Annotated in this window: 22 protein-coding genes and 4 pseudogenes; 4 read left to right on the plus strand and 22 right to left on the minus strand. The window is 39.4% G+C overall.

Features of this window, described 5'->3' with window-relative positions:
- Positions 1-82: 82 nt before the first annotated feature.
- The 18 genes and pseudogenes from nagA to M5V91_RS30420 all read right to left on the minus strand — a co-directional run bounded on the left by nagA (position 83) and on the right by M5V91_RS30420 (position 17,000).
- Positions 83-1,150, minus strand: a complete 1,068-nt coding sequence (gene nagA / locus M5V91_RS10425; protein ID WP_284522095.1) for an N-acetylglucosamine-6-phosphate deacetylase — start codon at positions 1,148-1,150, stop codon at positions 83-85.
- Positions 1,150-1,572, minus strand: coding sequence for a PTS galactosamine/N-acetylgalactosamine transporter subunit IIA (gene agaF, locus M5V91_RS10430; protein ID WP_009330490.1), 423 nt, complete (start codon positions 1,570-1,572; stop codon positions 1,150-1,152). Before agaF ends, nagA begins: the two co-directional genes overlap by 1 nt.
- Positions 1,573-1,594: 22 nt before the next feature.
- Positions 1,595-3,235, minus strand: a complete 1,641-nt coding sequence (gene agaW, locus M5V91_RS10435) for a PTS N-acetylgalactosamine transporter subunit IIC (protein ID WP_284522096.1) — start codon at positions 3,233-3,235, stop codon at positions 1,595-1,597.
- A gap of 20 nt (positions 3,236-3,255) precedes the next feature.
- Entirely contained in the window at positions 3,256-3,543 is a 288-nt protein-coding gene (locus tag M5V91_RS31095) for a PTS sugar transporter subunit IIB (RefSeq protein WP_500797325.1), read from the minus strand.
- Entirely contained in the window at positions 3,486-3,728 is a 243-nt protein-coding gene (locus M5V91_RS31100) for a PTS sugar transporter subunit IIB (protein ID WP_500797319.1), read from the minus strand. Before M5V91_RS31100 ends, M5V91_RS31095 begins: the two co-directional genes overlap by 58 nt.
- A 19-nt stretch (positions 3,729-3,747) precedes the next feature.
- Entirely contained in the window at positions 3,748-4,917 is a 1,170-nt protein-coding gene (locus M5V91_RS10445) for an SIS domain-containing protein (protein WP_251175458.1), read from the minus strand.
- Positions 4,918-5,033: 116 nt separating this feature from the next.
- A complete protein-coding gene (locus M5V91_RS10450; RefSeq protein WP_284522097.1) occupies positions 5,034-5,864 on the minus strand; it encodes an ROK family protein in 831 nt (276 codons plus the stop codon).
- A gap of 126 nt (positions 5,865-5,990) precedes the next feature.
- Positions 5,991-6,722 carry a GntR family transcriptional regulator gene (locus tag M5V91_RS10455; protein WP_251175456.1) on the minus strand — a complete coding sequence of 244 codons (732 nt, stop codon included), beginning with the start codon at positions 6,720-6,722 and terminating at the stop codon, positions 5,991-5,993.
- A gap of 283 nt (positions 6,723-7,005) precedes the next feature.
- Positions 7,006-7,838 (minus strand): annotated as a pseudogene (locus M5V91_RS10460) (carbohydrate ABC transporter permease).
- A gap of 14 nt (positions 7,839-7,852) precedes the next feature.
- Positions 7,853-8,806, minus strand: coding sequence for a carbohydrate ABC transporter permease (locus M5V91_RS10465; protein ID WP_071156507.1), 954 nt, complete (start codon positions 8,804-8,806; stop codon positions 7,853-7,855).
- A 56-nt stretch (positions 8,807-8,862) separates the two neighbouring features.
- A complete protein-coding gene (locus M5V91_RS10470; protein WP_009330499.1) occupies positions 8,863-10,113 on the minus strand; it encodes an ABC transporter substrate-binding protein in 1,251 nt (416 codons plus the stop codon).
- A gap of 217 nt (positions 10,114-10,330) precedes the next feature.
- Complete coding sequence (locus tag M5V91_RS10475) at positions 10,331-11,605, minus strand: Gfo/Idh/MocA family protein (RefSeq protein ID WP_009330500.1); 1,275 nt, start codon at positions 11,603-11,605, stop codon at positions 10,331-10,333.
- A 93-nt stretch (positions 11,606-11,698) separates the two neighbouring features.
- Positions 11,699-12,748, minus strand: coding sequence for a LacI family DNA-binding transcriptional regulator (locus M5V91_RS10480; RefSeq protein ID WP_251175454.1), 1,050 nt, complete (start codon positions 12,746-12,748; stop codon positions 11,699-11,701).
- A 105-nt stretch (positions 12,749-12,853) separates the two neighbouring features.
- Complete coding sequence (locus M5V91_RS10485; protein WP_034295663.1) at positions 12,854-13,186, minus strand: rhodanese-like domain-containing protein; 333 nt, start codon at positions 13,184-13,186, stop codon at positions 12,854-12,856.
- Between the two features lie 139 nt (positions 13,187-13,325).
- Positions 13,326-14,242 (minus strand): annotated as a pseudogene (locus tag M5V91_RS10490) (macrolide 2'-phosphotransferase).
- 43 nt (positions 14,243-14,285) lie between these two features.
- Positions 14,286-14,882, minus strand: coding sequence for a TetR/AcrR family transcriptional regulator (locus tag M5V91_RS10495; RefSeq protein WP_009330504.1), 597 nt, complete (start codon positions 14,880-14,882; stop codon positions 14,286-14,288).
- 452 nt (positions 14,883-15,334) lie between these two features.
- The gene (locus M5V91_RS10500) at positions 15,335-16,786 is read right to left on the minus strand and encodes a M4 family metallopeptidase (RefSeq protein ID WP_369425956.1); all 1,452 of its coding nucleotides are present in this window, start codon (positions 16,784-16,786) and stop codon (positions 15,335-15,337) included.
- A gap of 82 nt (positions 16,787-16,868) precedes the next feature.
- Positions 16,869-17,000 (minus strand): hypothetical protein, encoded by a 132-nt coding sequence (locus M5V91_RS30420; RefSeq protein ID WP_369425957.1) that lies wholly within the window; start codon positions 16,998-17,000, stop codon positions 16,869-16,871.
- A 522-nt stretch (positions 17,001-17,522) separates the two neighbouring features.
- Between M5V91_RS30420 and M5V91_RS10505 the strand changes: the two genes are divergently transcribed.
- Positions 17,523-17,849, plus strand: a complete 327-nt coding sequence (locus M5V91_RS10505) for a hypothetical protein (RefSeq protein ID WP_019381989.1) — start codon at positions 17,523-17,525, stop codon at positions 17,847-17,849.
- A gap of 54 nt (positions 17,850-17,903) precedes the next feature.
- Here M5V91_RS10505 and M5V91_RS10510 read toward each other — a convergent pair.
- A pseudogene (locus M5V91_RS10510) lies at positions 17,904-18,552 on the minus strand (YdeI/OmpD-associated family protein).
- 87 nt (positions 18,553-18,639) lie between these two features.
- Positions 18,640-19,092, minus strand: coding sequence for an SRPBCC family protein (locus M5V91_RS10515; RefSeq protein ID WP_217025217.1), 453 nt, complete (start codon positions 19,090-19,092; stop codon positions 18,640-18,642).
- Positions 19,093-19,230: 138 nt separating this feature from the next.
- On the opposite strand from M5V91_RS10515, the gene M5V91_RS10520 reads away from it, so the two are divergent.
- Both M5V91_RS10520 and guaC read left to right on the plus strand, forming a co-directional pair.
- On the plus strand, positions 19,231-19,629 hold the full coding sequence (locus tag M5V91_RS10520) for a nuclear transport factor 2 family protein (protein WP_009330509.1): 399 nt from the start codon (positions 19,231-19,233) through the stop codon (positions 19,627-19,629).
- Between the two features lie 347 nt (positions 19,630-19,976).
- Positions 19,977-20,965 (plus strand): annotated as a pseudogene (guaC, locus tag M5V91_RS10525) (GMP reductase).
- 115 nt (positions 20,966-21,080) lie between these two features.
- Here the strand turns inward: guaC and M5V91_RS10530 are convergent.
- Together M5V91_RS10530 and M5V91_RS10535 are read right to left on the minus strand one after the other, a co-directional pair.
- Positions 21,081-21,257, minus strand: coding sequence for a hypothetical protein (locus M5V91_RS10530; RefSeq protein ID WP_019381986.1), 177 nt, complete (start codon positions 21,255-21,257; stop codon positions 21,081-21,083).
- A 143-nt stretch (positions 21,258-21,400) separates the two neighbouring features.
- Complete coding sequence (locus tag M5V91_RS10535) at positions 21,401-21,850, minus strand: GNAT family N-acetyltransferase (RefSeq protein WP_217025219.1); 450 nt, start codon at positions 21,848-21,850, stop codon at positions 21,401-21,403.
- A 228-nt stretch (positions 21,851-22,078) separates the two neighbouring features.
- Between M5V91_RS10535 and M5V91_RS10540 the strand changes: the two genes are divergently transcribed.
- Positions 22,079-22,444: a DUF2089 domain-containing protein gene (locus tag M5V91_RS10540; RefSeq protein ID WP_009330513.1), complete on the plus strand. Its 366-nt coding sequence runs from the start codon at positions 22,079-22,081 to the stop codon at positions 22,442-22,444.
- Positions 22,445-22,448: the final 4 nt, after the last annotated feature.

The following is a 22,448-nucleotide window of genomic DNA, read 5'->3' on the forward strand; positions in this document are numbered from 1 at the left end:
TTTATTTTCTCCTCCATAAAAGCAACTTTTCCATTAACAAAGGTGGCTATTACATTGAATGCATCGTCAATAACAGCTGCATTTAACTTTTTCCAATTTCAATGGTGCCGATTTCATGATCAACACCCAGCAATTTAGCTTGATTTATAGTAGCCATCGGCAAAATGGATTCAAGCGGCAGCCCTAGAACCTCCTTTGTGTTTCTTAAGCAGCTCATTAAATTTGCAGTACTGCCTGCCAGGGATCCAGTCTCCATTGTTCTGGCTATTCCGTCTTTTACTCTGACAGTTAGGCTTCCAAGCTTATACTTCCCATCCGGTAAATCCGCTGCGGCCATACTGTCGCTAATTAATAGAATCTGGTCTGCTCCTTTTGCTTTGTGAAGCAGTTGAATACCTGCTGGATGCACGTGTTCCAAATCAGCTATCAACTCGCAAAAAATATGTTCATTTGTCAGGAAAGCTCCCAGACATCCCGGATCACGATGGGTGAATCCACGCATTCCGTTAAACGTATGAACTGAAATACTAGCCCCGCTATCTATTGCCAGATTGGCAGTTTCATAGTCTGCATTGGTATGTCCCAGTGAGACAAGAATTCCCAGACTTTTCAGATAGGGAATAACCTTTAAAGCCATCTCCTTTTCCGGTGCCAGCGCTAGAATTTTAATCGTATTTTGGGATGCTTTAATTAACTCATCAATTTCTTCCATTGATATTTCTCGCATGTAATTCACAGGATGCGCGCCTCTGTGCTCAGAGGCTAAATAAGGTCCTTCAACATACGAACCGAGGATTTCTGCTCCAGCTGTCTTTCCTATTTGTCTGCCAATCTCGCTAACGGCAGCCTTTATTTTCTCAAAATCATGCGTAAGAGTTGTAGGCAAAAAGGACGTCACCCCATGCCTTGCAAGTGATATAGAAATCTCCTGCAAAGCTTCCGGCGCTGCATCCATCGTGTCATTCCCTGAAATGCCATGGATATGAATATCAATAAGACCAGGGATAACGGAAAATCCCGAGAAATCATGTATCTGGCAGTCTGGTTCATCTTCCGTAATATCCGTTATGAATCCATTCTTATAAATCACAAATCCTGAATGTATTCTGCTGTTAGGGCCATAGATTTTATCTGCACAAATAGCCTCCATTAAATGCCTGCTCCATCTCTCTTGAGGCGATCAGATTTCTGGAAACATTTTATCGCTTCTTTTCCTGAAGTGATGGCTATTTCTTTTAGTTCGTCTATGGAGACATTGTCTTTGATAATGGCGGTTTCCATAACCATTGCCAGATTTGCTCCGCCAATAACAGCAGTATCCTGTTTGTCGTTTGTTAGAGAAACAGCCGTTTTAAAGGGCGAACCTCCCACAAGGTCGCATAGAACGAGTACCCCATTGCAGCACTTTAAGTTTGCCAATGCTGCTTTCATCTTTACTTCAAGATCTGATGTAGATTCTGATTCTAAGAAATCAACATACTCTATACGTGGCTGTTCCCCTGCAATCAACTTCACTGAAGAGTGAAGACCTGCAGCAAAGGAACCATGCCCTGAAACAATTAAACCGTTCATTATTTTTCCTCCTCACTCCCGTTTAAAGAATGGTGCCGAATGGGAATGGTATCTTACCAATAATGCCAATAACAACTGTAATCAGAATTAAAATAACAGGGGACAAGCCTCTTTTTAGCAAGTAATACATTAATAAGGTATAGCCTAACGGCAGCATGTTTGGCATGATCTTATCCAGCAAATCTTCCTGCAGGGCAATTTCAGCTTTGCCTGCATGAATGACCAGATTTGCCTTTAACTGCACAAATGAGGCAATAAGCCCGCCTACCACTGTCAAGCCAACGATAGAGGCAGCATGAGACACTTTCTTGGTGTTTTCTTTTAATGAGCTGATGGCATTGGTTCCAGCATTATAGCCATATCGCATAAGACCGAAGCGCAGTCCAAAATGGACGACATTGAATATAATAAGGAACACAAGTGCACCTATTGGATTGCCATCTGCTCCGAGCGAAGCACCTATACCAACACAAATAGGCAGAAGTGTTAACCAAAACAAGGCATCCCCGATACCACCCAGGGGACCCATCATGGCAACCCGGATAGCACGTATGGTATTCCGGTTTTGTTTTCTCTCCTCCATTGCGAGGACAATTCCCATAATGATGTTTACTAGAAAAGGATGGGTATTAAAGAATTCCATATGGCTTTTCATTGATTCACTAAGGTCATGCTTATTTTTGTGAACCTTCTTTAGTCCTGGAAGAATAGAGTATAGCCAGCCTGCTGCCTGCATTCTTTCATAGTTGAAAGATGCCTGAAGCAATAGTGAGCGCCAGACCATTTTGTTGAGGTCTTTTTTTGTAATTAACTGTTCGGCTGAAGAATCTTCATAAAACTCAGGATTGTTTGCCTGAACAGAAATTTCCGGTTCAATCGCTGCATTTTCAGATGCCACGGCCCCTCGCCCCCTCATAGCAGCTCCCTGGCCGCCAGATGTTTTATAAAAGTCATACATAGCAATTGCCAGACCGATTAGCGCGACAGCAATAATCGGCATTTGTAAATAAGTAACAAGGATGAATCCAACTATAAAATAGGCAATATACTGTTTCTTAAGCATAATTTTTAAAAGCATGGCAAACCCAATGGCTGCCATCATACCGCCAGCTGTACCGAGACCTGCAATGATCCAGGCAGGAAGTGATTCGACTACACTCTTGGCTGCATCAGCTCCAAAGTAGATTGGAAGGAATGCAACCACAAAATAGAAAACGAATAGTGTTGCTATTCCAAGGTAATTAATCCTGTCGATGCCTTTTGTATTTGCTTCTTCGGCATATTTGTCAGCTTTATGCATGACAGGTGAAAATGCCGTAAACATTAATGTGATACAAGCCTGGACTGCAACGGCAAATGGAACGGCAACTCCTATTGCAACCTGAGGCTCCTGCCCAGTTAAAATCGCAAATGCTGTACCAATTATTCCGCCGATTACAACGTTTGGAGGCTGAGCTCCTGCAAGCGGTACCATTCCTGCCCATACTAATTCAATTGCAGCCCCGGTCATCACACCAGTAGGCAAATCGCCTAGAATTAACCCAACAATGACTCCAGTTACAATAGGGCGGTGAATGTGTAACAAACCGTTAAACAAATCGATGCCGGCAATACCTGCCCAAATGGCAATCAACAATGCCTGAAGCAATATTTCCTGATCCATCCTTCACACCATCCTTTCCCTTAAAGGAATTTATAAATGTCATCCGGCCTTTCATCAGGAACACGGCGCACTTCGAGTTTCACACCATGTTCTTTTAGTTTGCGGAATGCTTCTTTGTCAGCATCATCAATAGAAACGGTCGAGTAAATTTGTGTCTTCCCTTCAGAATAGTGCATATTTCCAATATTCACTTTGTCGATCGGAACACCTCCTTCAACCAGCCTCAGAACATCCTGAGGAGTTTTAGAAACTAAGAAGATATTTTGATCTTCAGATGCTTTATGAATAATGTCTGCAGTTGTCTGGATCGAGAAAAACGGACACCGATTGCTTCAGGGACTACCATTTCCATTAAGTCTTGCTGTACTTCATCTTCAGCAACCTCATCATTGGCTACAACAATGAGGTTAGCCCCAAGGTGATTAACCCAGGTAACACCTACCTGACCATGGACAAGCCGGTTATCAATTCGTGTCAATAAAATGTTTGGCACTTTGTATTCCCCCTCTTTTTTAAAAGTTATATATGTTAACTCCTTTAACAACCCTATTAACTATTCCGGTTGGGCTTGGATTATCAGGTGTCACACCCAGGTGGATGGAGTTAAACAACGCAAATAACTGTCCGATAATTAAGTAATTCAATGCAATCAAGTGGTCTTCCAGGTGAATATTCTCCTGTTCCGGAATAATAAAAGCGCAGTCACATAATTCATCAATTCCTTCATCAATGGTGTTTGCAATTGCTACCACTGTTTTACTGCCGCCATCATTCTTTAACTCTTGCAAGAAATCAATCTCGTATTTTCTGGTATAAGGATCATTGGAAATAAAAACGAAAATCAGGGTTTCGTCATCAACCAGTGACTTCGGGCCATGTCTAAACCCAAGAACCGATTCGTGAAATGTTGGTATCTTCCCGGAAGTAAGCTCCAAATGCTTTAAGCTCGCCTCCTGGGACAAGCCTTTTAAAGTTGACGAACCAAGATACACAACTCTTTTCTTATTGAGGCTGACAATACTTTTTAACGTTTCATATTTCGTGGTTAAAATGCTCTCAGCGTTTTTGGAAACAGCTTCTGCTTTTTTCTTTAACACTTCGAATCGATTTAACTGGAAAGTAAGGAGAGCAGAAAGGTACATACAGCTGAATGAGCTTGTCATCGCAAACCCCTTGTCATTTGCTTTTTTCGGCATTAAAAGGAGCAAAGAATTTTCGTCTTTTCCAGCCTCCTTTGCAAGCTGTCCATCTGGATTGCATGTGATGATTATTTGGCTAACATTGTTGATCAGCTTTTTAGCCAAACTGTAAGTAGCAACTGATTCAGGGCTATTTCCACTTCTGGCAAATGATACTAAAACGGTGGGAACCTCTGGCTTCAAATAATTCAGCGGGTTTGTAACAATATCCGTAGTCGAAATTGAGTCAATTTGATAAGGGAGTTCTTTTCTTAAATGAGGTGTTAAAGTATCCCCAACATATGCCGATGTACCTGCTCCAGTAAAAATAATCCGTGCCTGTTTGGCAATCAGCTTTCGACTGATAAAATCCTTAATGACCGCTTTTTGTTTTTCGATAATACTAACTGTCTGAAGCCAGAGTTCCGGCTGTTGAAGAATTTCTTTTACAGTGTGCTGCGCGCCTTTTAGTTCTTCTTCGTGTAAATTTTTTACTGAACCCATAGGAATTCACTCCATTCTTGATATCTATTAACTTTCTTATAAAGGGCTGTTTCCCATCCTTTTTACCGAAGTTCGATACAGACATCCAAATAATCCGGCATCCGCTTTTAACTTGCTTAAATGCACCCTTTTTCAATCCCCTCCTGGAGCGGGTTTTGCACTATATTTTTAAGTTCCTGTTTTATAAGATCAAGAAATTCAGGCTGGTTAATAATAACCCCTCCACCAACCACGACCAAATGTGGATCGACTATGGTAAATAGCTGATGTAATCCTCTTGCAATACACCTTGCAGCTCTATGAATCATCTCAGAGGCCTGAAGGTCTTCACGATGATATAGATCCATCACTTCAGCAACGGTAAATCCCGGGTTAAATATTTTATTTGCGTTTACTCCAATGGCCGTTCCTGAAGCAAGATTCTCTAAGCTTATGAGTTCATCCCCATTATCCAATAGAGTGAGTCCGATCTCTCCAGCAATTCCTGCTCCTCGCAAAAACTTACCTTCAGATAGCAGACATGAGGAAATACCCGTACTAATCGTTACATAGGCAAAAGTCTCCTTTGCCATTTTCCATTCAGTCCATTCACCATAAGCAGCCATATACACATCGTTATCCATCACTATTTCTGCATTAGGATAAAATATCTTGAGCTTTTCTCTAAGGGGAAAATTCCTCCATGGCAGATTATTTTGATAAACAGCAAGCCCATTAACTGAATCCACTTTTCCTGGAATCCCCAATCCAATGAAGCTGATTTCTTCCGGTTTTAGTTTTTCGGCTTCCATTATTTGAAAAAACAAGGCAAGTATACGTTCAAATAGCGCATTTGCATCAAGTGATATACTGCCAGCCTGTACTCGTTGTTTTAATGTCTTTTCATTATCAGAAACAAAGGCAGCTGCGATCTTTGTACCGCCGATGTCAGCTACTAATGCTGTCATATTTCTACTCCCTTCTGAATGGTTTCAACAATTGCATTACAACCCATCTATAGGAAGATGGGTTGTTGGTACAAGTTAACGGAAAATTTAACTCATAGCCTTGACACTATGAGTCATTAATACTTATTAGGTCAGTTCAGTATAGAAACGGCAGCGGTCACCGCGGACAATAGATCGGCAAAACTCTACAGGCCTACCTTCTTTATCAAATGCTGTCCTTTCTAATAGTAATGCAGGAAGACCTTCCTTGGTTTGAAGAAACTTGCTCTCATCTCCCCGGATTAGAACTGGTTCAAAAGCTTCTTTTGCTCGCGTAACGACAACATTAAATTGCTGATCGAGCAAATCATATAGTGATATCGAACCAACTTCATTTAACTTGGTCATATCAGATACCGTCTCTTTTGTAAAAAAAGATGATTCCAGAATAAAGGGTTCGTCATTCGCACATCTCAAGCGTTTTAATTCAATGACATTGCTGTCATTTTTCATTTGCAGCCCTTCTTTAATTTTGGCACCAGGCTTGACTTCCCGAATATCTATAATAATGTCTTTAGGATTCATTCCATGTTCTTTAAGGACTTTGCTAAAACTATAAAAACCCATTAATGGCTGCTGAAACTTGGGCTTTGAAACAAAAGTGCCTTTGCCTTGGATTCTATACAGAACCCCATCCTGAACAAGCTCTTCGATCGCTTTTTTTACTGTATTCCTGCTTACCCCATACTCTTCCATTAATTGATTTTCAGAAGGAACTTTGTCTCCAGTATTCCAATTACCATTGTCTACCGAATCCTTTAATATCTCTTTAAGCTGATGGTAAAGCGGGATAATACTATCGTGCTGCAATTGTTTCATTGAATCCATTTCCTCCAGTTCGTGCTTTAGCAATATTAATTATTTGAAAATTTAATTAAATTATACCATTTCAAGTTACCGTGTCAACCCAACAACCCGTTTTATATGGTATCAATTAATGGGCATTTTCGATAATAGTCTGAAATTAGCCAATAATCTATTACCCGCCTCCAATAAACACTCTTCGAAGATGGATTGTTGGGTTAAGTGGATTCAAATAAAACTTATAGAAAACCAAAAGAGGAGTTTTTTGAATCTGAAAAAATATAAAATAATTTTCTTTTTATTTTCCTCCCGTAACAGCAATCCCTTCAATAAACTGCTTCTGCAGGAAGATAAACAAGATTAGCATTGGCAAGATGGCTAAGAATGATCCAGCCATAAGAATTGGGTAATTAGTCAAAAATTGACCCTGAAGTGAGGATAATCCCACTGATAGAGTCATAGACTCAGGAGAACTATTGACAATCATCGGCCACATCAATTCATTCCAGCTCCAGAGTGTTGTAAAGATCCCAAGAGCGATTAAACCCGGCTTTGCAAGCGGGAGCATCACCTTCCAATAAATTTGGAAATGATTACAGCCATCTAGTCTGGCTGCTTCCTCCAATTCTTTTGGCAGTCCCATAAAAAACTGCCTCAATAGAAACGTGCCAAATGCGCTGAATAAACCCGGTACAATGACGGCCTGAAGGGAATTGAGCCAGCCTAATTTCACCATTATCATATATTGCGGCAATAGAAAAACTTGCCCAGGCACCATTAAAACAGTAAGCGCTAACAAAAATAGAATGTTCCTTCCCGGAAATTCAATTCTGGCGAATGCATATGCAGCTAATGAACATAAGAACAATTGGCCGGCTGTTCGAAGAACTGTAATAATTACGGTATTGTACATAAATTTGAAAAAGGGCAGGAGTCCAAATACCTCTTTATAATTTCCCCATTGAAAGTCTTCGGGAATCAAAACCGGGGGACTTGAATCGACTCAGCATATGTCTTTAACGAGGTAAGGATCATCCATAGGAAGGGCAGAACCATTGCTGCAGCCCCAATAATCAGGATGAAATGGAAAAGGAATGTTTTACTTGTAATAAGCTTAATTGCTCTGTCCATCAACACCACTCCCTTTAATCATAATGAACCCACTTTTTCTGAAGAACCATTTGGATGGCTGTAATAATTAAAATGACCGCTAATAAAAGAACGGCAATAGCCGCAGCATATCCTTTATCATTTAATACAAATGCATGCTGATAGAACAAATAGACTATAGACTGTGTACTTTCAAGCGCGGTGCTGCTTTTCCCAATCATCATGAAAATCAAATCGAATACTTGAAAAGCACCAATCAGTGACATAATGGACACAAAGAAAATAACCGGTGAAAGCAGCGGCAGTGTAATTTTAAAAAATACAGTGACAGGGCCTGCCCCATCTATTTCTGCTGCCTCATAATACATCTTTGGAATACCTTGCAGCCCTGAAAGAAAAATGACCATATTGTAGCCAATACCGCTCCAAATCGCTACTGCGATAATCGAATATAAAGCAATACTGGGATCACTTACCCACTGTGGCCCGTCAATTCCGGCCAATGATAATAAATAATTAAACATCCCATAGTCTGCGTTATATAGCCATTTCCAGACCATCGCAATGGCAGCTGGCATAGTGATGACTGGTAAAAAGTATAAAGTACGGTAAATAGATTTACCTTTGATATTCTGATTTAAAAGAACAGCCACAATAATGGAAAGGAAAATTCCAATCGGCACGGTAAAAATGATATAGATGCTTGTGTTTTTAAATGCTTGCAGGAGAGTTGCATCCTCAAGCAATCTCTTATAATTGTCTAAGCCTGTCCATTCATACTGTCCAAATGCACCCCATTCGGTGAAGCTAAAGTAAAAATTCTGAACAATGGGCCAGAGATAAAAAATAAACAATCCCAGCATTGTAGGTGCAATCATAAGATAAGCCCAAAAATAGTCTGAACGCTTCCTTGTTTTGGCGAGGCTCGAAACCTTTATCCTTTTGGCTGATTTTACTTCTGTCTGAAGAGGTACTTCCTTCAAAGTCATCCCTCCTTATTAGAATGGAAGAGAAGAATAGCAAAATCCTTCTCTTCAATTAGTAATTACTTGGACAATGCCTCATTTGCTTTCTTTGTCAGCTCTTCTGCTGCTTCTTCAATACTAATTTCCTCACTCCACGCCTTTTTAAGTACATCTGTTTCGTACTGCCAGATTTCCCCCGTGTTTTCCACACTTGGCAGAGGCACTGAATATTCTGCTCCATCAATAAATGCTTGAAGGTTTAAATTAGGGACTGATTCTTTCCATGCATCCTGTGTACCATTAAATGCAGGAATAACGGTTCCTGTCTTGGCATAGACTTCTGCTGCTTCTTTAGAACCAAGGAATTGAAGAAACTTCCAGGCTTCTTCTTTATGTTTTGTATTCGAAGATATTACATTGGAAAGCCCGTGAATAGAAACGGCACGTTTTTTCCCTTGTGGAACCACCGCTACATCTAAATCGGGATTTTTCTTATATTCAGGAACCATCCAAGGACCATCAAACATCATCGCTATCTTTCCAGAAGAAAATAATTCAGAAGCCGCCGTTTCGGTCATCTGTGCTTGAGTAGGAGAGAGTCCTTCTTTAATAAAGCTGACATTGTATTCTAATGCCTCGATTGCTTCAGGCTGGTCGAACCCTACAGACTTACTATCCTTAGAAATGATATAGCCGTCATTCTGCCAAATGAAATCATAATATCCGCCTTGATTCCCCATCAATGCCGCATAGCCCCAAATTCCCTTTTCTTTGTCAGTCAGCTGTTTTGCTGCTTCCTTCAATTTCTCCCAATCCCATGTTTCATCCGGGTAGGACACTCCAGCTTCATCGAAGATTTTCTTGTTATACCATAGCCCAGTTGTATCGTAATCTTTAGGGATCCCATAAATATCTCCATCTACCGTGTACAGATCAATCAATGATTCCGGATAATTATCTAAGCTATAGTTGTCCTTTTCCGCCATTTCACTTAATGGGAGAATGACCTTCCCTTCTGCATACTGAACAACGTGTGCACCATTCATCCATAAAACATCTGGCAAAGCACCTCCCGTTGCCGCTGTTTCGAGCTTTTGAAAGTATTGGCCATAAGGAGTGATTTCTGTTTTCACTTTAATATCCGGATATTTTTCATTAAATAGCTTAATAATTTCTTCAATCGCAGGAACCTGCTTTTTATCCCAAAAACCATACGTAATCTCAACCTTGCCATCTTTTTCTCCGCCGGATGCTGCATCACTATCACTGCAGCCAGATAAACCAATCAAACCTAATACAACGGTTACCAGCATGATGATCCATTTCTTCATCCCATTTCCCTTCTTTCCTAAAGTTTTTTGTTAACCTAACTCTAAACATAAGGGGTTTATCTCTAGATGAATCAAAATGTTATGGACAATATGACTTTTATAACGTTCACCACCTCCTTGGATAACGTTTTCCAAACACCCATTTTTCTGCATTAAGAACAATCTTAACTGGTCAAATATATTACAACACTGCTTAAAGAGCTGTGCTCACAAACTTTTAAACTTGTATATTGCCAATTAAACCAAGATAATATTCATCTATATTGATAGATTGTCCCTGGTTTAATCGTGACTCTTCCGCCGCGAATGCCATTAGATGACTTCTTACAGATGCGGAAACAGAAGTAACACTGTCATTTTTATTACCGTTCCGGACTTCTTCCAGGAAAAGTCTCATAATTCCGCGGTCTCCACCGCCATGCCCGCCTATTGGCTGACCAAAATGGATCACAGTTTCCTGCCTGGTTAGGAAATCATAAATTGTGATTTTATTTTCTTCCATGTTCCCGCGGATTTCACCTTTGGTTCCCATTATTTGTACGATTCGAGTTTGTTCTCTTGTAAAGCCGCACATGCTGAAGGTTGCAGTTGCCCCGCCATCGAATTCCATATTGACGACCTGATGGTCAACGACATTATTATCTGAACGATATACACACTTTCCATAAGGGGTTTTATTCAAGGCTTCAATTATGCCTTCATTTGTATAGTCTTCTGTGAATTTTTTTGCCCATCCTCTTCCTTCACCGAGATAATACCGTCCTGCATGGAATGGACACTCCAGCTCGGCAGGACATCCATCCAAGCATCGCAATGGGGCTCCTTCCGGGGCATTTTCCGCTTTAAAATGCATCAGGGATCCATACGAACTTAATCGTTTACATGGTTTTTCCAGTATATATGAAATGATATCCATGTCATGACAGGACTTCTGGAGGATCATCGGACTTGATTTTTCTTTGTTATTCCAATTGCCTCTTACAAAGCTGTGTGACATATGCATAACTTCAACATTTTCATTTAATTGAAGAGATACAACATCACCGATCTCCCCTCTGGAAATTACCTTCTTAATAGCTTTCCAAAAGTCGGTATACCTGAGCACATGGCAGATGGTCAGCTGCCGGTCATATGTTTTAGCTTGCTGTTCCATTAATATACATTCCACCGGGTCTGGTGACATTGGTTTTTCCAAGAGGACATGATACCCTTGCTCTAAAGCTCTCATGGTAACTTTGAAGTGATTTCTATCCAGGGTGCAGATAATGGCAATATCGGCAATTTGTTTGTCCAGCTGTGAGATCTCTTCCCATGATTCATAGCAATTTTCATTTGGAATCTGATGTTCTTGCTGGATTCTCCCTCTCCTTTCCTTATTTGGTTCTGCAACAGCAATAATCTTTAGTTCATGCGGATAATCGAGCGCATACGGTGCATATGCTCTCGCCCCTCTGTCTCCAGCTCCTATAAGGAGCGCTGTCATTGTCTTCATGTAAATTTCTCCTCTCTATTGAGCCAAATAAATCCGGAAATTTTCCGTTTTTTTATCCAAACGTTTTCCAAGCGTTTTTAAAAAAAGAACCGATTAGGTCCGTTTTTTAGAAGATGATTCACGAATAACTAACTCAAATGGTAAAATAATTTTGATTGGCAGTACTACTTTTTCCTCTACCATTTCCATAATCGTTTTCGCGGCCATTTTCCCCATTTCATATTTTGGGATTTCTACTGTTGAAAGCGGCGGTGATGAATATTTCCCCATTTCAATATTATCCACTCCAAAGAAAGCAATATCTTCGGGTATTCTTAACTTATTTTCTATAACTGCTCTCATTGCGGCCAGTGCCATTAAATCACTTGCACAAACCATAGCTGTCGGCAAATCTCCCGGACTGCTTTTAATGAGCTGATTCATTCCCTCATAACTATTTTCCATTTTCCATCTGGTATTGATTACCCATTCATCCCGAATAGAAAGGTCTGCTTCTTTCATAGCAGATTGATAACCTTTAAATCGTAATTCTTCATTTAAGTCCTGGAAGGCTGCATTAATTCCACCGCCGATAAACCCAATATCACGATGCCCCAGACTCACTAAATGCTGTACAACTTTTTCCAATGCGGCCACACGATTATAATCTATTATGGCAATATCTTTATCGGAATAGTAGAAGTCAAGTCCCACAACAGGAATCGTTTGCTGTATGTAATCAATTAAGCTCTCATCAATACTGTCTATCAGCAGCAGTCCTTCAATACCCAGATCATGAATGGTCTTAAGAAGAAGTGCTTCATTCTCAATCTCATCCTTCGTAATACTTATCAATGTATAATCATTTTCTGTTAAAGTATCACGAATACCAGTATAGATATTAGAAAAGTATGGGTTGATTTCAGCCTGTGTAGGATTGGCAACCCATCCAATTTTCATTGTCCTGGCATCACTTTTATTTTGTCTGTTGTTAACGAGATTTCTTGCATGCTGATTAGGTGTATACCCCAGCTCTTTGACAGCCTGCCAAATTTTATTTCTCGTTTCCTGGTTAACATTCCGTGTCTGGTCATTCTGAATGACTCTGGAAACAGTAGAAATAGAAACTCCAACATACTCCGCAATATCCTTTAATCTAACCACAAAACACACCTCTAGGCTGTAACTTCCTGCAGTAATCGCCGGAATTTTTTGAATTTAAATAGACTATAGCACCTGGATTTATTTTAAGTCAATAGCTTTTAATATTTATTTATTTCTAATAAACTCCTTCCAGGCTGTAATCCCACCCACTAAAACAGTAGCATTGAATTCTTTTTCAGAAAGGACGGCTGCACACCGAGCAGCTGAATTTCCTGTTGTACATGCAACAATTATTTCTTTCCCCTGTGGCAAAGAGTCAGTTTTGGCATCGAAAGTGTGATTTAAGATATGTGTTTTTGGTATATTTAAACTTTCGATGTTAGAACCTTCTAAATGATACGCTTTGTATTTTTCCTCTGCTCTTACGTCTAATAAGGTGACATTCTCTTGCTTCATTTTTTCATATAATTCTTTTGGAGTAATTTTGTTAAGTGCCAATTTAATCTGCTCCTTCAATTTAACTTTAATTTAATTTTACGACAGATGGAAGGATTTCTCACGATTCAAAGAATTAAGATAGGACGTCCACGCTGCACAATACATTTACAGTATGGACAGACCCATTTATTTTTCATTTTTAAGCTTTATTATTCCCACTCACACCTAACACCTGTCTTGCCATCTCCACATTTTCCTCCTCCCCGGAAACTATAGCAAACTCTGCTATGGCAACTGGAAATGCTGCTTCCAATTCAATGATGTGCTCTTTCATCTTAGGCCATGTGTATCCCCCTGCTTCCCGATATGCTTTAATGAGGGATTCAAGCCCATCTTCACCGAATGCTTTATATTGGAATACAAAGTCATTTGATATATCTGAGACCTTTGCTTCAGTCCAATCTATTAAACCTGTTACATTTGCGTTTTTATCAACTAAAGTATGGCCTGCATGTACATCACCATGAATAAACCCCGTTTCCATTGGCCACAGCTCATCATCGGTTAACCAGGCCTGCCATCTTCTCCACAGCGATTCACCTGCTCCGAATTTTGCCTTTACTGCATCCATGCGCTCTCTCATTGACTGTCTCAGCTCTTCTGGTGTATGAACCACCAATCCAGCTTCGGCCGCCTGATCCTTTGGAATACTATGAATATCAGCCAATGCCTTTCCAAGGGTTTCATGAAAACTCTTCGGCACATTATTGATATCAATTTCCCAAACATAGTTTTGAATTTCATGGTCGATTGTCCCGGCAGGTATTCCATTTAACTTCTTATATGCAATCAATTCATTCGTATAAATGGACCAGTCTGGTGCCTGGTAATTCGTTATGTTCTTATTCACCAAATCTAATGCTTTTTCTCATCCTTCGTTCTTGGCATAACATCATCACGTCTGGGAAATCGAAGCACCCACTCATTTTCCTCCAGATCAAATGCAAAAACTACCTGAAAGTCCATCCCTGATTCATTAAATACTAACGTGTCTCCCTTAAGCATCAGACCATGACGTTCTGCAATTTCTATCACTTGCTTTTTCGTTCTACTCATTTTTTCACAACCTAACTTTTAAAAATAATACTGGTATTAAAGATTATCTTGTAAGTTCTTTTGCTGCAGCATTGAAAAGAATTTCCTGAACTGCTGGATAAATCTCCTCACCAAGATCTTTTTTATGAATAACCATTGCTAAACATGCTCGTATTACACCCGCGATTACTTCTACATCTTTATTTATGATTTTGTTAAGTTCCTTATTCTCCTTTATAAATTCCATAAGGGGAACAATGCTTCTTAAAGTATTCGTTGCTGTATATTCGTGATTTATCTTTCGGGAAACCAGGTTGTATTCTTCCAGATTGGTGATTAATCTCTGTGTTAATACATTTGATTCCAGTGCAGAAGACATTTCATCAAGCAAAACTTTTATGGCTCTGCCTGTATCCTTTTCCTGTTTCACTTTTGGCCATACCTGTCTTTCAACACTTTCCCCTTCTAAAGTTAATAACTCAAGGTAAAGCTTTTCCTTTGATTCAAAAAATACATAAAAGCTGCTTTTTGCTATAGATACAGAAGATGTTATTTCTTCAATGGATGTATTTTTCAGCCCCTTTGCTATAAAAAGCTGATGTGCATTCCGCAGCATATCCTGCCTGATTCTTTCCTTTTCTGCTTCAGAAAATTTCGGCATTTTTTTACACCTCCGGCTTAAAGATTCTCATAAACATAAAAACAATTTGATTATTTGTTTTTATAATATGCAAACTCAAAATAAATGTCAAATAGAATATAGGATTACAAGAACAGGAAGAACTCTACGCAATCCTCCATTGCCCGCTGTCAAAGCTGTCAGATACAAGCACAAGCAATTCTAAAAATCTATAAGGACAATTTATATTCGGACAATTAACATTATCCCGGTCAATATAGATTACTTTAAACGTAGTCTACGGCTTTTAGGACTCCTTCAGAATTGAATTTAACATGGATTCAATTCTGAAGGAGGATATTATCCAGAAAGTTATTAGTTTTACAAAAACACATATATATTCTCTAACATATACGGGAACTAACGAATGGACCAAAAAAGTAAAAGGAAAGGCATTATTCAATTGAATAATGCCTGACTCCCCAAGTATTTACTTAGTTGATCCCCACTGCATCAAATCCCGCATGAACGGCTGCTTCTTCCACGCTGCCTTCACCATATAGATCAATGGCGGACTGAACGATTGCCTGTCGCGCGTCACTAAAATCAGAATTTGAGGTTAAGTAAACCGTTAAAGCACGGTAGTAAATTTTTCCTAATTTCTCCCTTCCAAGTTCTTGACCAATCAAGTATGCAGCATGGTTGGTAATAGAGGAGTTCACATGTACACCGCCATTGTCCACATTAAGCGGCATATTATAAAACTCATCCATATGATCCGGATATACTCCGCTTCCATAGGCTGCTCTTTGAGGGTTACTTACTACAACACTGTTTGGATCACTTAAGCTGCGCAATCTCGTTACACCATCAGCTTTGGCGCTTGGGGCCATAATGTCCTCACCCATTTCCCAATCTTCATCATCAACAAGTACACCAAAGACATCGGCAAATGATTCATTCAGTGCACCAGATTGATTCCGGTACGCCAGATTAGCAGTATGGGAGATAACACCATGCGTCATTTCATGTGCCGCAACATCAAGTCCCGCTGATAATGGGATAAAGAATTCACCATCTCCATCCCCATAGGTCATAAAACGCCCATTCCAGAATGCATTGTTGTAATTGCTGCCATAATGAACATACGAATTAATAGCCATTCCTTCCCCATCGAGGGAATTGCGGCCATGCTCATTTAGAAAATAATCATAGACCTTTTCAGAATTATAATGGGCATCAACAGCAGCACGATCATAATCGCCAATAAAGGCAGCGGAATTCCCAACATAAAGAGTATCATTACTAGAATTTCCATCATTTTTAGCATCATAGGTAAGAATCCCACCGAGATTTTCATGAGAATAATCTGCCAAGGCAAACTTTGTACCTGAGGCCTCTTCCTTTACTCGGGTAATATGCAGCTCCCTGTGGTCACCATGTACCCCTTTACCAAAACCTTTTTGTGTTTTGTTTTCTTCAGCATGCATTATGCCATTGTATTTATCAATAACATGGCCTGTCTTTGCATCAACAAACACAAACCAGTTCCCAGGCTCTTCCCCCATGAAGTTCACATTTACTTTATAAGCTGTATGATTCTTTCCTTCAAATGGATAGACAACAAGCTCGGAAGTTGGGGTATATGTAAGTTCTTTTGGAGCACTGACAGCGGATAAGGCTTCTTTTATTGCAGCATCATTGCTTAAGGAAACAGACGAGTCCACTGCATCATCGGCAATTGCCTGATTTACTCTTCCATTAACGGATACTACTTCATGTTTCTCATTATAATGGACAGTCACTTCAGCCCCTTCAACAGTCACGCCATTAACTGCCTGTTTGAAGCGGACGTGAGTCATTCCGAGTTCATCCTTTTGAACATTTTTCAATTTCAGGTTTTTATCCGGATTTTTAATTCCTGTTTTATCCTGATTTTTCTTCAAATAATTTAACGCGTTTGAAGGGCTGCTGGAAGAGAATTTTGTTGCAGATCGCTCCTTAACAAACAATGGGACACTTGCATTCTCATTCCACTCCTTTAAAGCTTGTTGATGATGGTCGTTTGCTGAATCTGCCGGCTTGGCAAAAACATTTACAGGGATCGACCCCGCCAGTAGAGCGGACGACAGTAATACGGGTAAAATCAGCTTTTTTCAAACTTTTGACCTCCTATTATTTAGATACTCTAAATTATAGAATAGGAGAGTATAATTTAAATGAATAATACGAATTATTTTTATATTATGAATTTTGTCGATTAAATAGTGAAAATTTACCAAATTGAATCTTAATACAGAATTCAACTCATCAACTAATTTATTGCACAGACTCTTATACCACTGATAGTATATATTTACAAACAGTTTCTCTATTACTCTTCAAAAGCATAAGGTTGGCAGTTTGCAGCAGATATTCAGTCATGAAGCGAAACGTACATATCACCAGTACATACCTAAGTTAACCTGGCTGCATCAAAGAAATGGTGAGGTAACGCAGTGAAAAGCAATATACGACAACATTAAGAAAAGAAAAGGATAAATCCTATTAATGGATTGCTGGATGACAGCACCCTTTTCTAAAAAAGATATGCCTATTAATCTATTAAACAATAGTTGGTATGAAATTTTACCTTATAAAAGTATTGAGGGATTTAATTACTTCGAAAGGGGGAAAGATCATATGGGAAACATACATAATACGTTTGGTTTAAACAAATTCAAAACAATGAAAGAAACATCAAAAGCTGTGGAATTTAGAAATATCGTAAACGGTGAAGTCATTTATCTACTTCCAAACAAAGAAATTACGATCGTTTTAAACCCGAAAAAAGTTGAAGGAAATAAGGAACTGGAGGAAAAATCCACAGGTCTTAGTCATAGTACTGCTCTCAGGGAATTCCCTAAAAGGGAACACACAGGAAATGGACCGATTTGCTATGGTTATGCATTTAAATTTTTATCCGTTGAGGAATTAGATGTATTCTTAGATGAGTTAACTAAATTATAGTTTTTTTCAATGTGCCTGCCCCCAAATTACAAAAGTCTGGGGCAGGCACATTGCTTATTTCTTCTTCTGCCTAAACAAATCCACCGATTTATACCCTTGTGATAAAATCTCCACCATCTGGGCTTCGCGTTTCTCACGTGTTTTCTGCTGCTTAACAGAAAAGACATAACGGGCCCAATCCCTTTGATACCCAGGGTTAATTCCAGATAAAATTTCAATTCATCTGGATAATTTTCTAATAGCTTTTCAATGTCTTTCACGTTATCCTCGTAATCAGCTCCACATTGACTCGGGGCGGATGACTTTTTTCTTTCTTTTTCTCCCGTTTTAATCCAACAACAGTAAAGACATCATCCATACTCACCATCCGTGAGAATTTCACATCGCTATTCCCCACAAATCCATCTTCGCCTACTTTCATGGCTGGAAAAATCTCATCTCTGTGAACGAAGGTATCATACCGCTTGTTCCCTTTTTTGGGGTAAGCGAAAAATAAATATCCTTTATCAAGAAGCTGATCCTCATGGATAACTGTTTGAGTATGCTTCACCATTTCATCAATCGTTTCAACAAAAATGAAAATGGCATCATGCTCTCCTGATAATTCCGTCTTAAATCCATTAAATATATCATAATCACTTGGCTGATTTAGCACAGCCATATTTTTATATTTGCTCAGCTTTAATTTATCTATGATTGTCATAACTTGCTCCTTTTTAACTTTGGTCTTTAGACCGAACACTTATCTCAAAACAGTGTTTAATTTTGCGGTTCGACTTTACTAAAATCATCACTTCTCTAAATAGCTTTTCAAGGAATCCAGATCTTTCGCACAGGCTTTTTTAAAAGCACCAGCTATCATCTTTCCAAACAGCTTTGACAAACCAGTAAGCCCCTTTATCTCACCTACTAAAGTAACCTCTGAAGCATCACCTGCTGATTCGATTATGTAGGTAAATATAAATTCTCCTTTTCCTGTTGTCCCTTTGGTCCCGTCACAGCGAAGGACCATTTTGCAGGGCTCATCAAGATCAATAACTTCAAAATGTTCAGTAGCCTCGTTTCCAAACATTTTCCTTGTCTCTTTCCACTGACTCCCCACCTTCAATGGCCCGCTTTCGAACCGCTCTATTCCAACTAGGCCTTGCATCCAGTCCTTGGCCGAATCAAGATCAATTAAACCGTAGTAGGCCTTTTGTGCAGATACCTGAATGGTTCTTTTCACTTCAAAACGGATACTCAAGCAAACTGCCCCCTCTCAATAACTAATAAGAATCTCCATTTCACACTAATATTTTATTATATAATTGTCATTACTTTTAGTATATTTTATACTTCTATTAAATTAAGTAATTTCTGTGATATGAAAGGATGAATGAAAATGAGTGCGGAGCAGCAATCGACTTCAAGCCTATCACTGAAAGAAAAAGCAGTATCTTTCCTGCAGCTCGTGGCATCAGGCCAAGTCCGCGAAGCCTACCAGTGTTACATCAGCCCTGGTTTTACTCACCATAATCCCTATTTCAAAGGCGATGCAGATACACTCATGCTCGCGATGGAAGAGAATGCAGAGAAAAACCCTGACAAAATACTTGAAGTCAGACTCGCAATCCAGGAGAATGAAACCGTCGTGGTTCATTCCCATGTGAAGCAGAATCCAGAGGATCGCGGAGGAGCCGTCGTACATATCTTCCGGTTTCAAGGTGGCCAAGTGGCTGAGCTTTGGGATGTTGGGCAGCCTGTGCCTGAGGACTCACCTAATGAGAATGGCATGTTTTAATCTATTTTTATGAACTACCAGAAAATAGGTGCCCATCCAAGAATCCAATAATTTATGAGCCGGACAATGCTCTTATAACCTTTTGCTTACCCCAGCTGAAAATTTTAGCACATTATCACTTTTACGCGTTTTCACTTTAATTAGTTGAAATTACATTCTGAATTGTATAAAATTAAATTGGTCGAACCCTCACAATTCGACCCCCTATTATCCATTGGGCTTAGGAATTTTCTAAGCTCTTTTTTAATGATGCTTCCATAGGTGCTTGTATAAGATCAATTGAAACTGAAAAACCTATCCTTGCAATGGATGTGCGTATCAGCTTTGTTTTCAATAGGAGGATTACTATGGAAAATGTATTCGATTATGAAGATATTCAATTAATTCCCGCAAAAAGTATCGTCATTAGCCGATCTGAATGTGATACAACGGCATTCCTGGGGGGACGTGCGTTTAAGCTTCCGGTGGTGCCTGCTAATATGCAGACGATTGTAGATGAGAAAATTGCCATATACTTAGCAGAGAACGGGTATTTCTATATCATGCATCGTTTCGAACCGGAGAAGCGAATTTCTTTTATAAAAGACATGAAGGCGAGAGGGCTATACTCTTCGATCAGTGTAGGGGTCAAAGAAGGCGAATATGCATTTATACAGCAGATTGCTGATGAAAAGCTTTCACCCGAATACATTACCATTGATATAGCTCATGGCCATTCCAATGCTGTCATCCAAATGATCCAGCATATTAAGAAATACCTTCCTCAAAGCTTTGTGATTGCCGGCAACGTCGGCACCCCGAAGCCGTCAGAGAATTAGAGAATGCTGGAGCTGATGCTACAAAAGTTGGCATAGGACCTGGCAAGGTGTGCATCACAAAGATTAAAACTGGATTTGGGACGGGCGGCTGGCAGTTAGCTGCACTTCGCTGGTGTGCAAAGGCAGCAAGCAAGCCGATTATAGCTGATGGAGGTCTTCGCATCCATGGTGACATCGCTAAATCGATTCGATTTGGTGCAACAATGGTGATGATTGGTTCCTTATTTGCAGGACATGAGGAATCTCCTGGAAAAACCATCGAGAATGAGAAAGACGGAAAGCTCTATAAAGAATACTTTGGCTCAGCCTCTGAATTTCAAAAAGGCGAAAAGAGAAATGTTGAAGGCAAAAGAATTTTAGTAGAGCACAAAGGATTTTTAGCAGATACCCTGAAAGAAATGGAGCAGGATCTTCAGTCCTCCATTTCTTATGCAGGCGGCAACAGGCTGGATGCCATCCGCCATGTCGATTACGTTATTGTTAAAAATTCGATTTTTAATGGTGACAGGGTTTTTTAACCCCTAATTTATAAAACCACAGAAGATGCCTTCCTTTTCCCATAAGGAAGGCATCTTCTGTGGTCTCAGCATTCTCTTTTAAATTGAACAAACACATATTATGTACACTTTGAGGTTAAGATCCTATAGACTGCTCTACTGCATTTTCCCAGCTCGGAAAATAATACAATGCATTTTTCATTAACTCTGGGTTTGATTTTTTTACTTGCTTCTTTCGGGGCGGCTGCCCTTCTTTTTCCAACAGTTCAGAGATCCCGGTCAATACTTCTTCAACACTCATGCTTGTTTCCACATCATTCCTCCTTTTTGAATTCAACTATATAATCTCCATATGACGAAAAATTATTCAGTATTCCTTCAAAATGATTCTTCCGTATTTAGCTAGTATTCTATCTTGTACAAAAATCGCGACTAAATAAGTAATAAGGTTCCGGATTAAAAGATTAGTTTCATCCCTTCGTGACTCGCCATAAACCCCAGCTTATGATAAAAACGATGTGCATCATCACGCTCCTTATCAGTCGTCAATTGAACAAGACCACACTCCTCAGACTTTGCTATGGCAATCGCTTCTTTAAACAAGGCTTCCCCCACCCCTTTACCACGGCAGTGCTGATCAACACGCACCCCTTCAATTTGTGCTCGTTTCATCCCTTGACGTGCCAGCCCAGGAATGATTGTTAATTGAAGGCAGCCAATCACAGCCTGACCGTCTACCGCCAAAATAATCTGATTTCCCGCCTGTGCTTCTATTGCCTTAAATGCTTTATAATAACAATCCGGCAGCGGGTCTTCATACCTCTCACGCTTTGCTCCTAATTCATCATCGGCAAGCAAGCGGACAATAGCTTGTAAATCTTTTTCATCTGCATTTCGAAAATGCATTGAAAATCACTCCTTCAGCTAGAAAATATTTAAATGCATCACTGATTACTTTCTATGAATATTTTATTTTCCCTTTATTAGGATATTTTCACAAAACCTCTGCATTTCACCTAAAAAATTAATAAATTTAAATTTTTAATTAAAATTATTAATTTTTTTCATTTTAATTATTTATTTATTTGATTCATTATTATATAATCAATTCAAATAAAAGGAAGGAATTTCATTATGGCTTATAAATTAATCACAGATTGTCCTGTTTGCAGTAAAACATTGAAAATTACAAAGCTGCAGTGCTCTCATTGTCACACAACGATTGAAAATGAGTTTGAATTATCTAAACTGGCATCATTATCAAAGGATCAGCTTCATTTTGTGGAAGTATTTTTAACATGCAGAGGAAATATCAAAGAAGTTGAAAAGGAACTGGGGATATCCTATCCAACGGTTCGAGGCAAGCTAACAGACATCATATCATCCCTCGGATATGTACAGAAGAAGAAGAATGAAGCAGATGAGAAAAAAGTTGTCACCATGTTGGAAAATGGCGAAATCACACCAGAAGAAGCCATTAAGCTATTAAAAGAGGAATAGGGAG

This window comes from Cytobacillus pseudoceanisediminis (genome assembly GCF_023516215.1).
Taxonomy (GTDB): domain Bacteria; phylum Bacillota; class Bacilli; order Bacillales; family Cytobacillaceae; genus Cytobacillus; species Cytobacillus pseudoceanisediminis.

Bases quoted from the DNA above. Each gene is read 5' to 3' on its own strand.
- nagA (WP_284522095.1), bottom strand. From the start codon at position 1,150: ATGGAGGCTATTTGTGCAGATAAAATCTATGGCCCTAACAGCAGAATA.
- agaF (WP_009330490.1), bottom strand. From the start codon at position 1,572: ATGAACGGTTTAATTGTTTCAGGGCATGGTTCCTTTGCTGCAGGTCTT.
- agaW (WP_284522096.1), bottom strand. From the start codon at position 3,235: ATGGATCAGGAAATATTGCTTCAGGCATTGTTGATTGCCATTTGGGCA.
- M5V91_RS10445 (WP_251175458.1), bottom strand. From the start codon at position 4,917: ATGGGTTCAGTAAAAAATTTACACGAAGAAGAACTAAAAGGCGCGCAG.
- M5V91_RS10450 (WP_284522097.1), bottom strand. From the start codon at position 5,864: ATGACAGCATTAGTAGCTGACATCGGCGGTACAAAGATCGCAGCTGCC.
- M5V91_RS10455 (WP_251175456.1), bottom strand. From the start codon at position 6,722: ATGAAACAATTGCAGCACGATAGTATTATCCCGCTTTACCATCAGCTT.
- M5V91_RS10465 (WP_071156507.1), bottom strand. From the start codon at position 8,806: ATGACTTTGAAGGAAGTACCTCTTCAGACAGAAGTAAAATCAGCCAAA.
- M5V91_RS10470 (WP_009330499.1), bottom strand. From the start codon at position 10,113: ATGAAGAAATGGATCATCATGCTGGTAACCGTTGTATTAGGTTTGATT.
- M5V91_RS10475 (WP_009330500.1), bottom strand. From the start codon at position 11,605: ATGAAGACAATGACAGCGCTCCTTATAGGAGCTGGAGACAGAGGGGCG.
- M5V91_RS10495 (WP_009330504.1), bottom strand. From the start codon at position 14,882: ATGCCGAAATTTTCTGAAGCAGAAAAGGAAAGAATCAGGCAGGATATG.
- M5V91_RS10505 (WP_019381989.1), top strand. From the start codon at position 17,523: ATGGGAAACATACATAATACGTTTGGTTTAAACAAATTCAAAACAATG.
- M5V91_RS10520 (WP_009330509.1), top strand. From the start codon at position 19,231: ATGAGTGCGGAGCAGCAATCGACTTCAAGCCTATCACTGAAAGAAAAA.
- M5V91_RS10535 (WP_217025219.1), bottom strand. From the start codon at position 21,850: ATGCATTTTCGAAATGCAGATGAAAAAGATTTACAAGCTATTGTCCGC.
- M5V91_RS10540 (WP_009330513.1), top strand. From the start codon at position 22,079: ATGGCTTATAAATTAATCACAGATTGTCCTGTTTGCAGTAAAACATTG.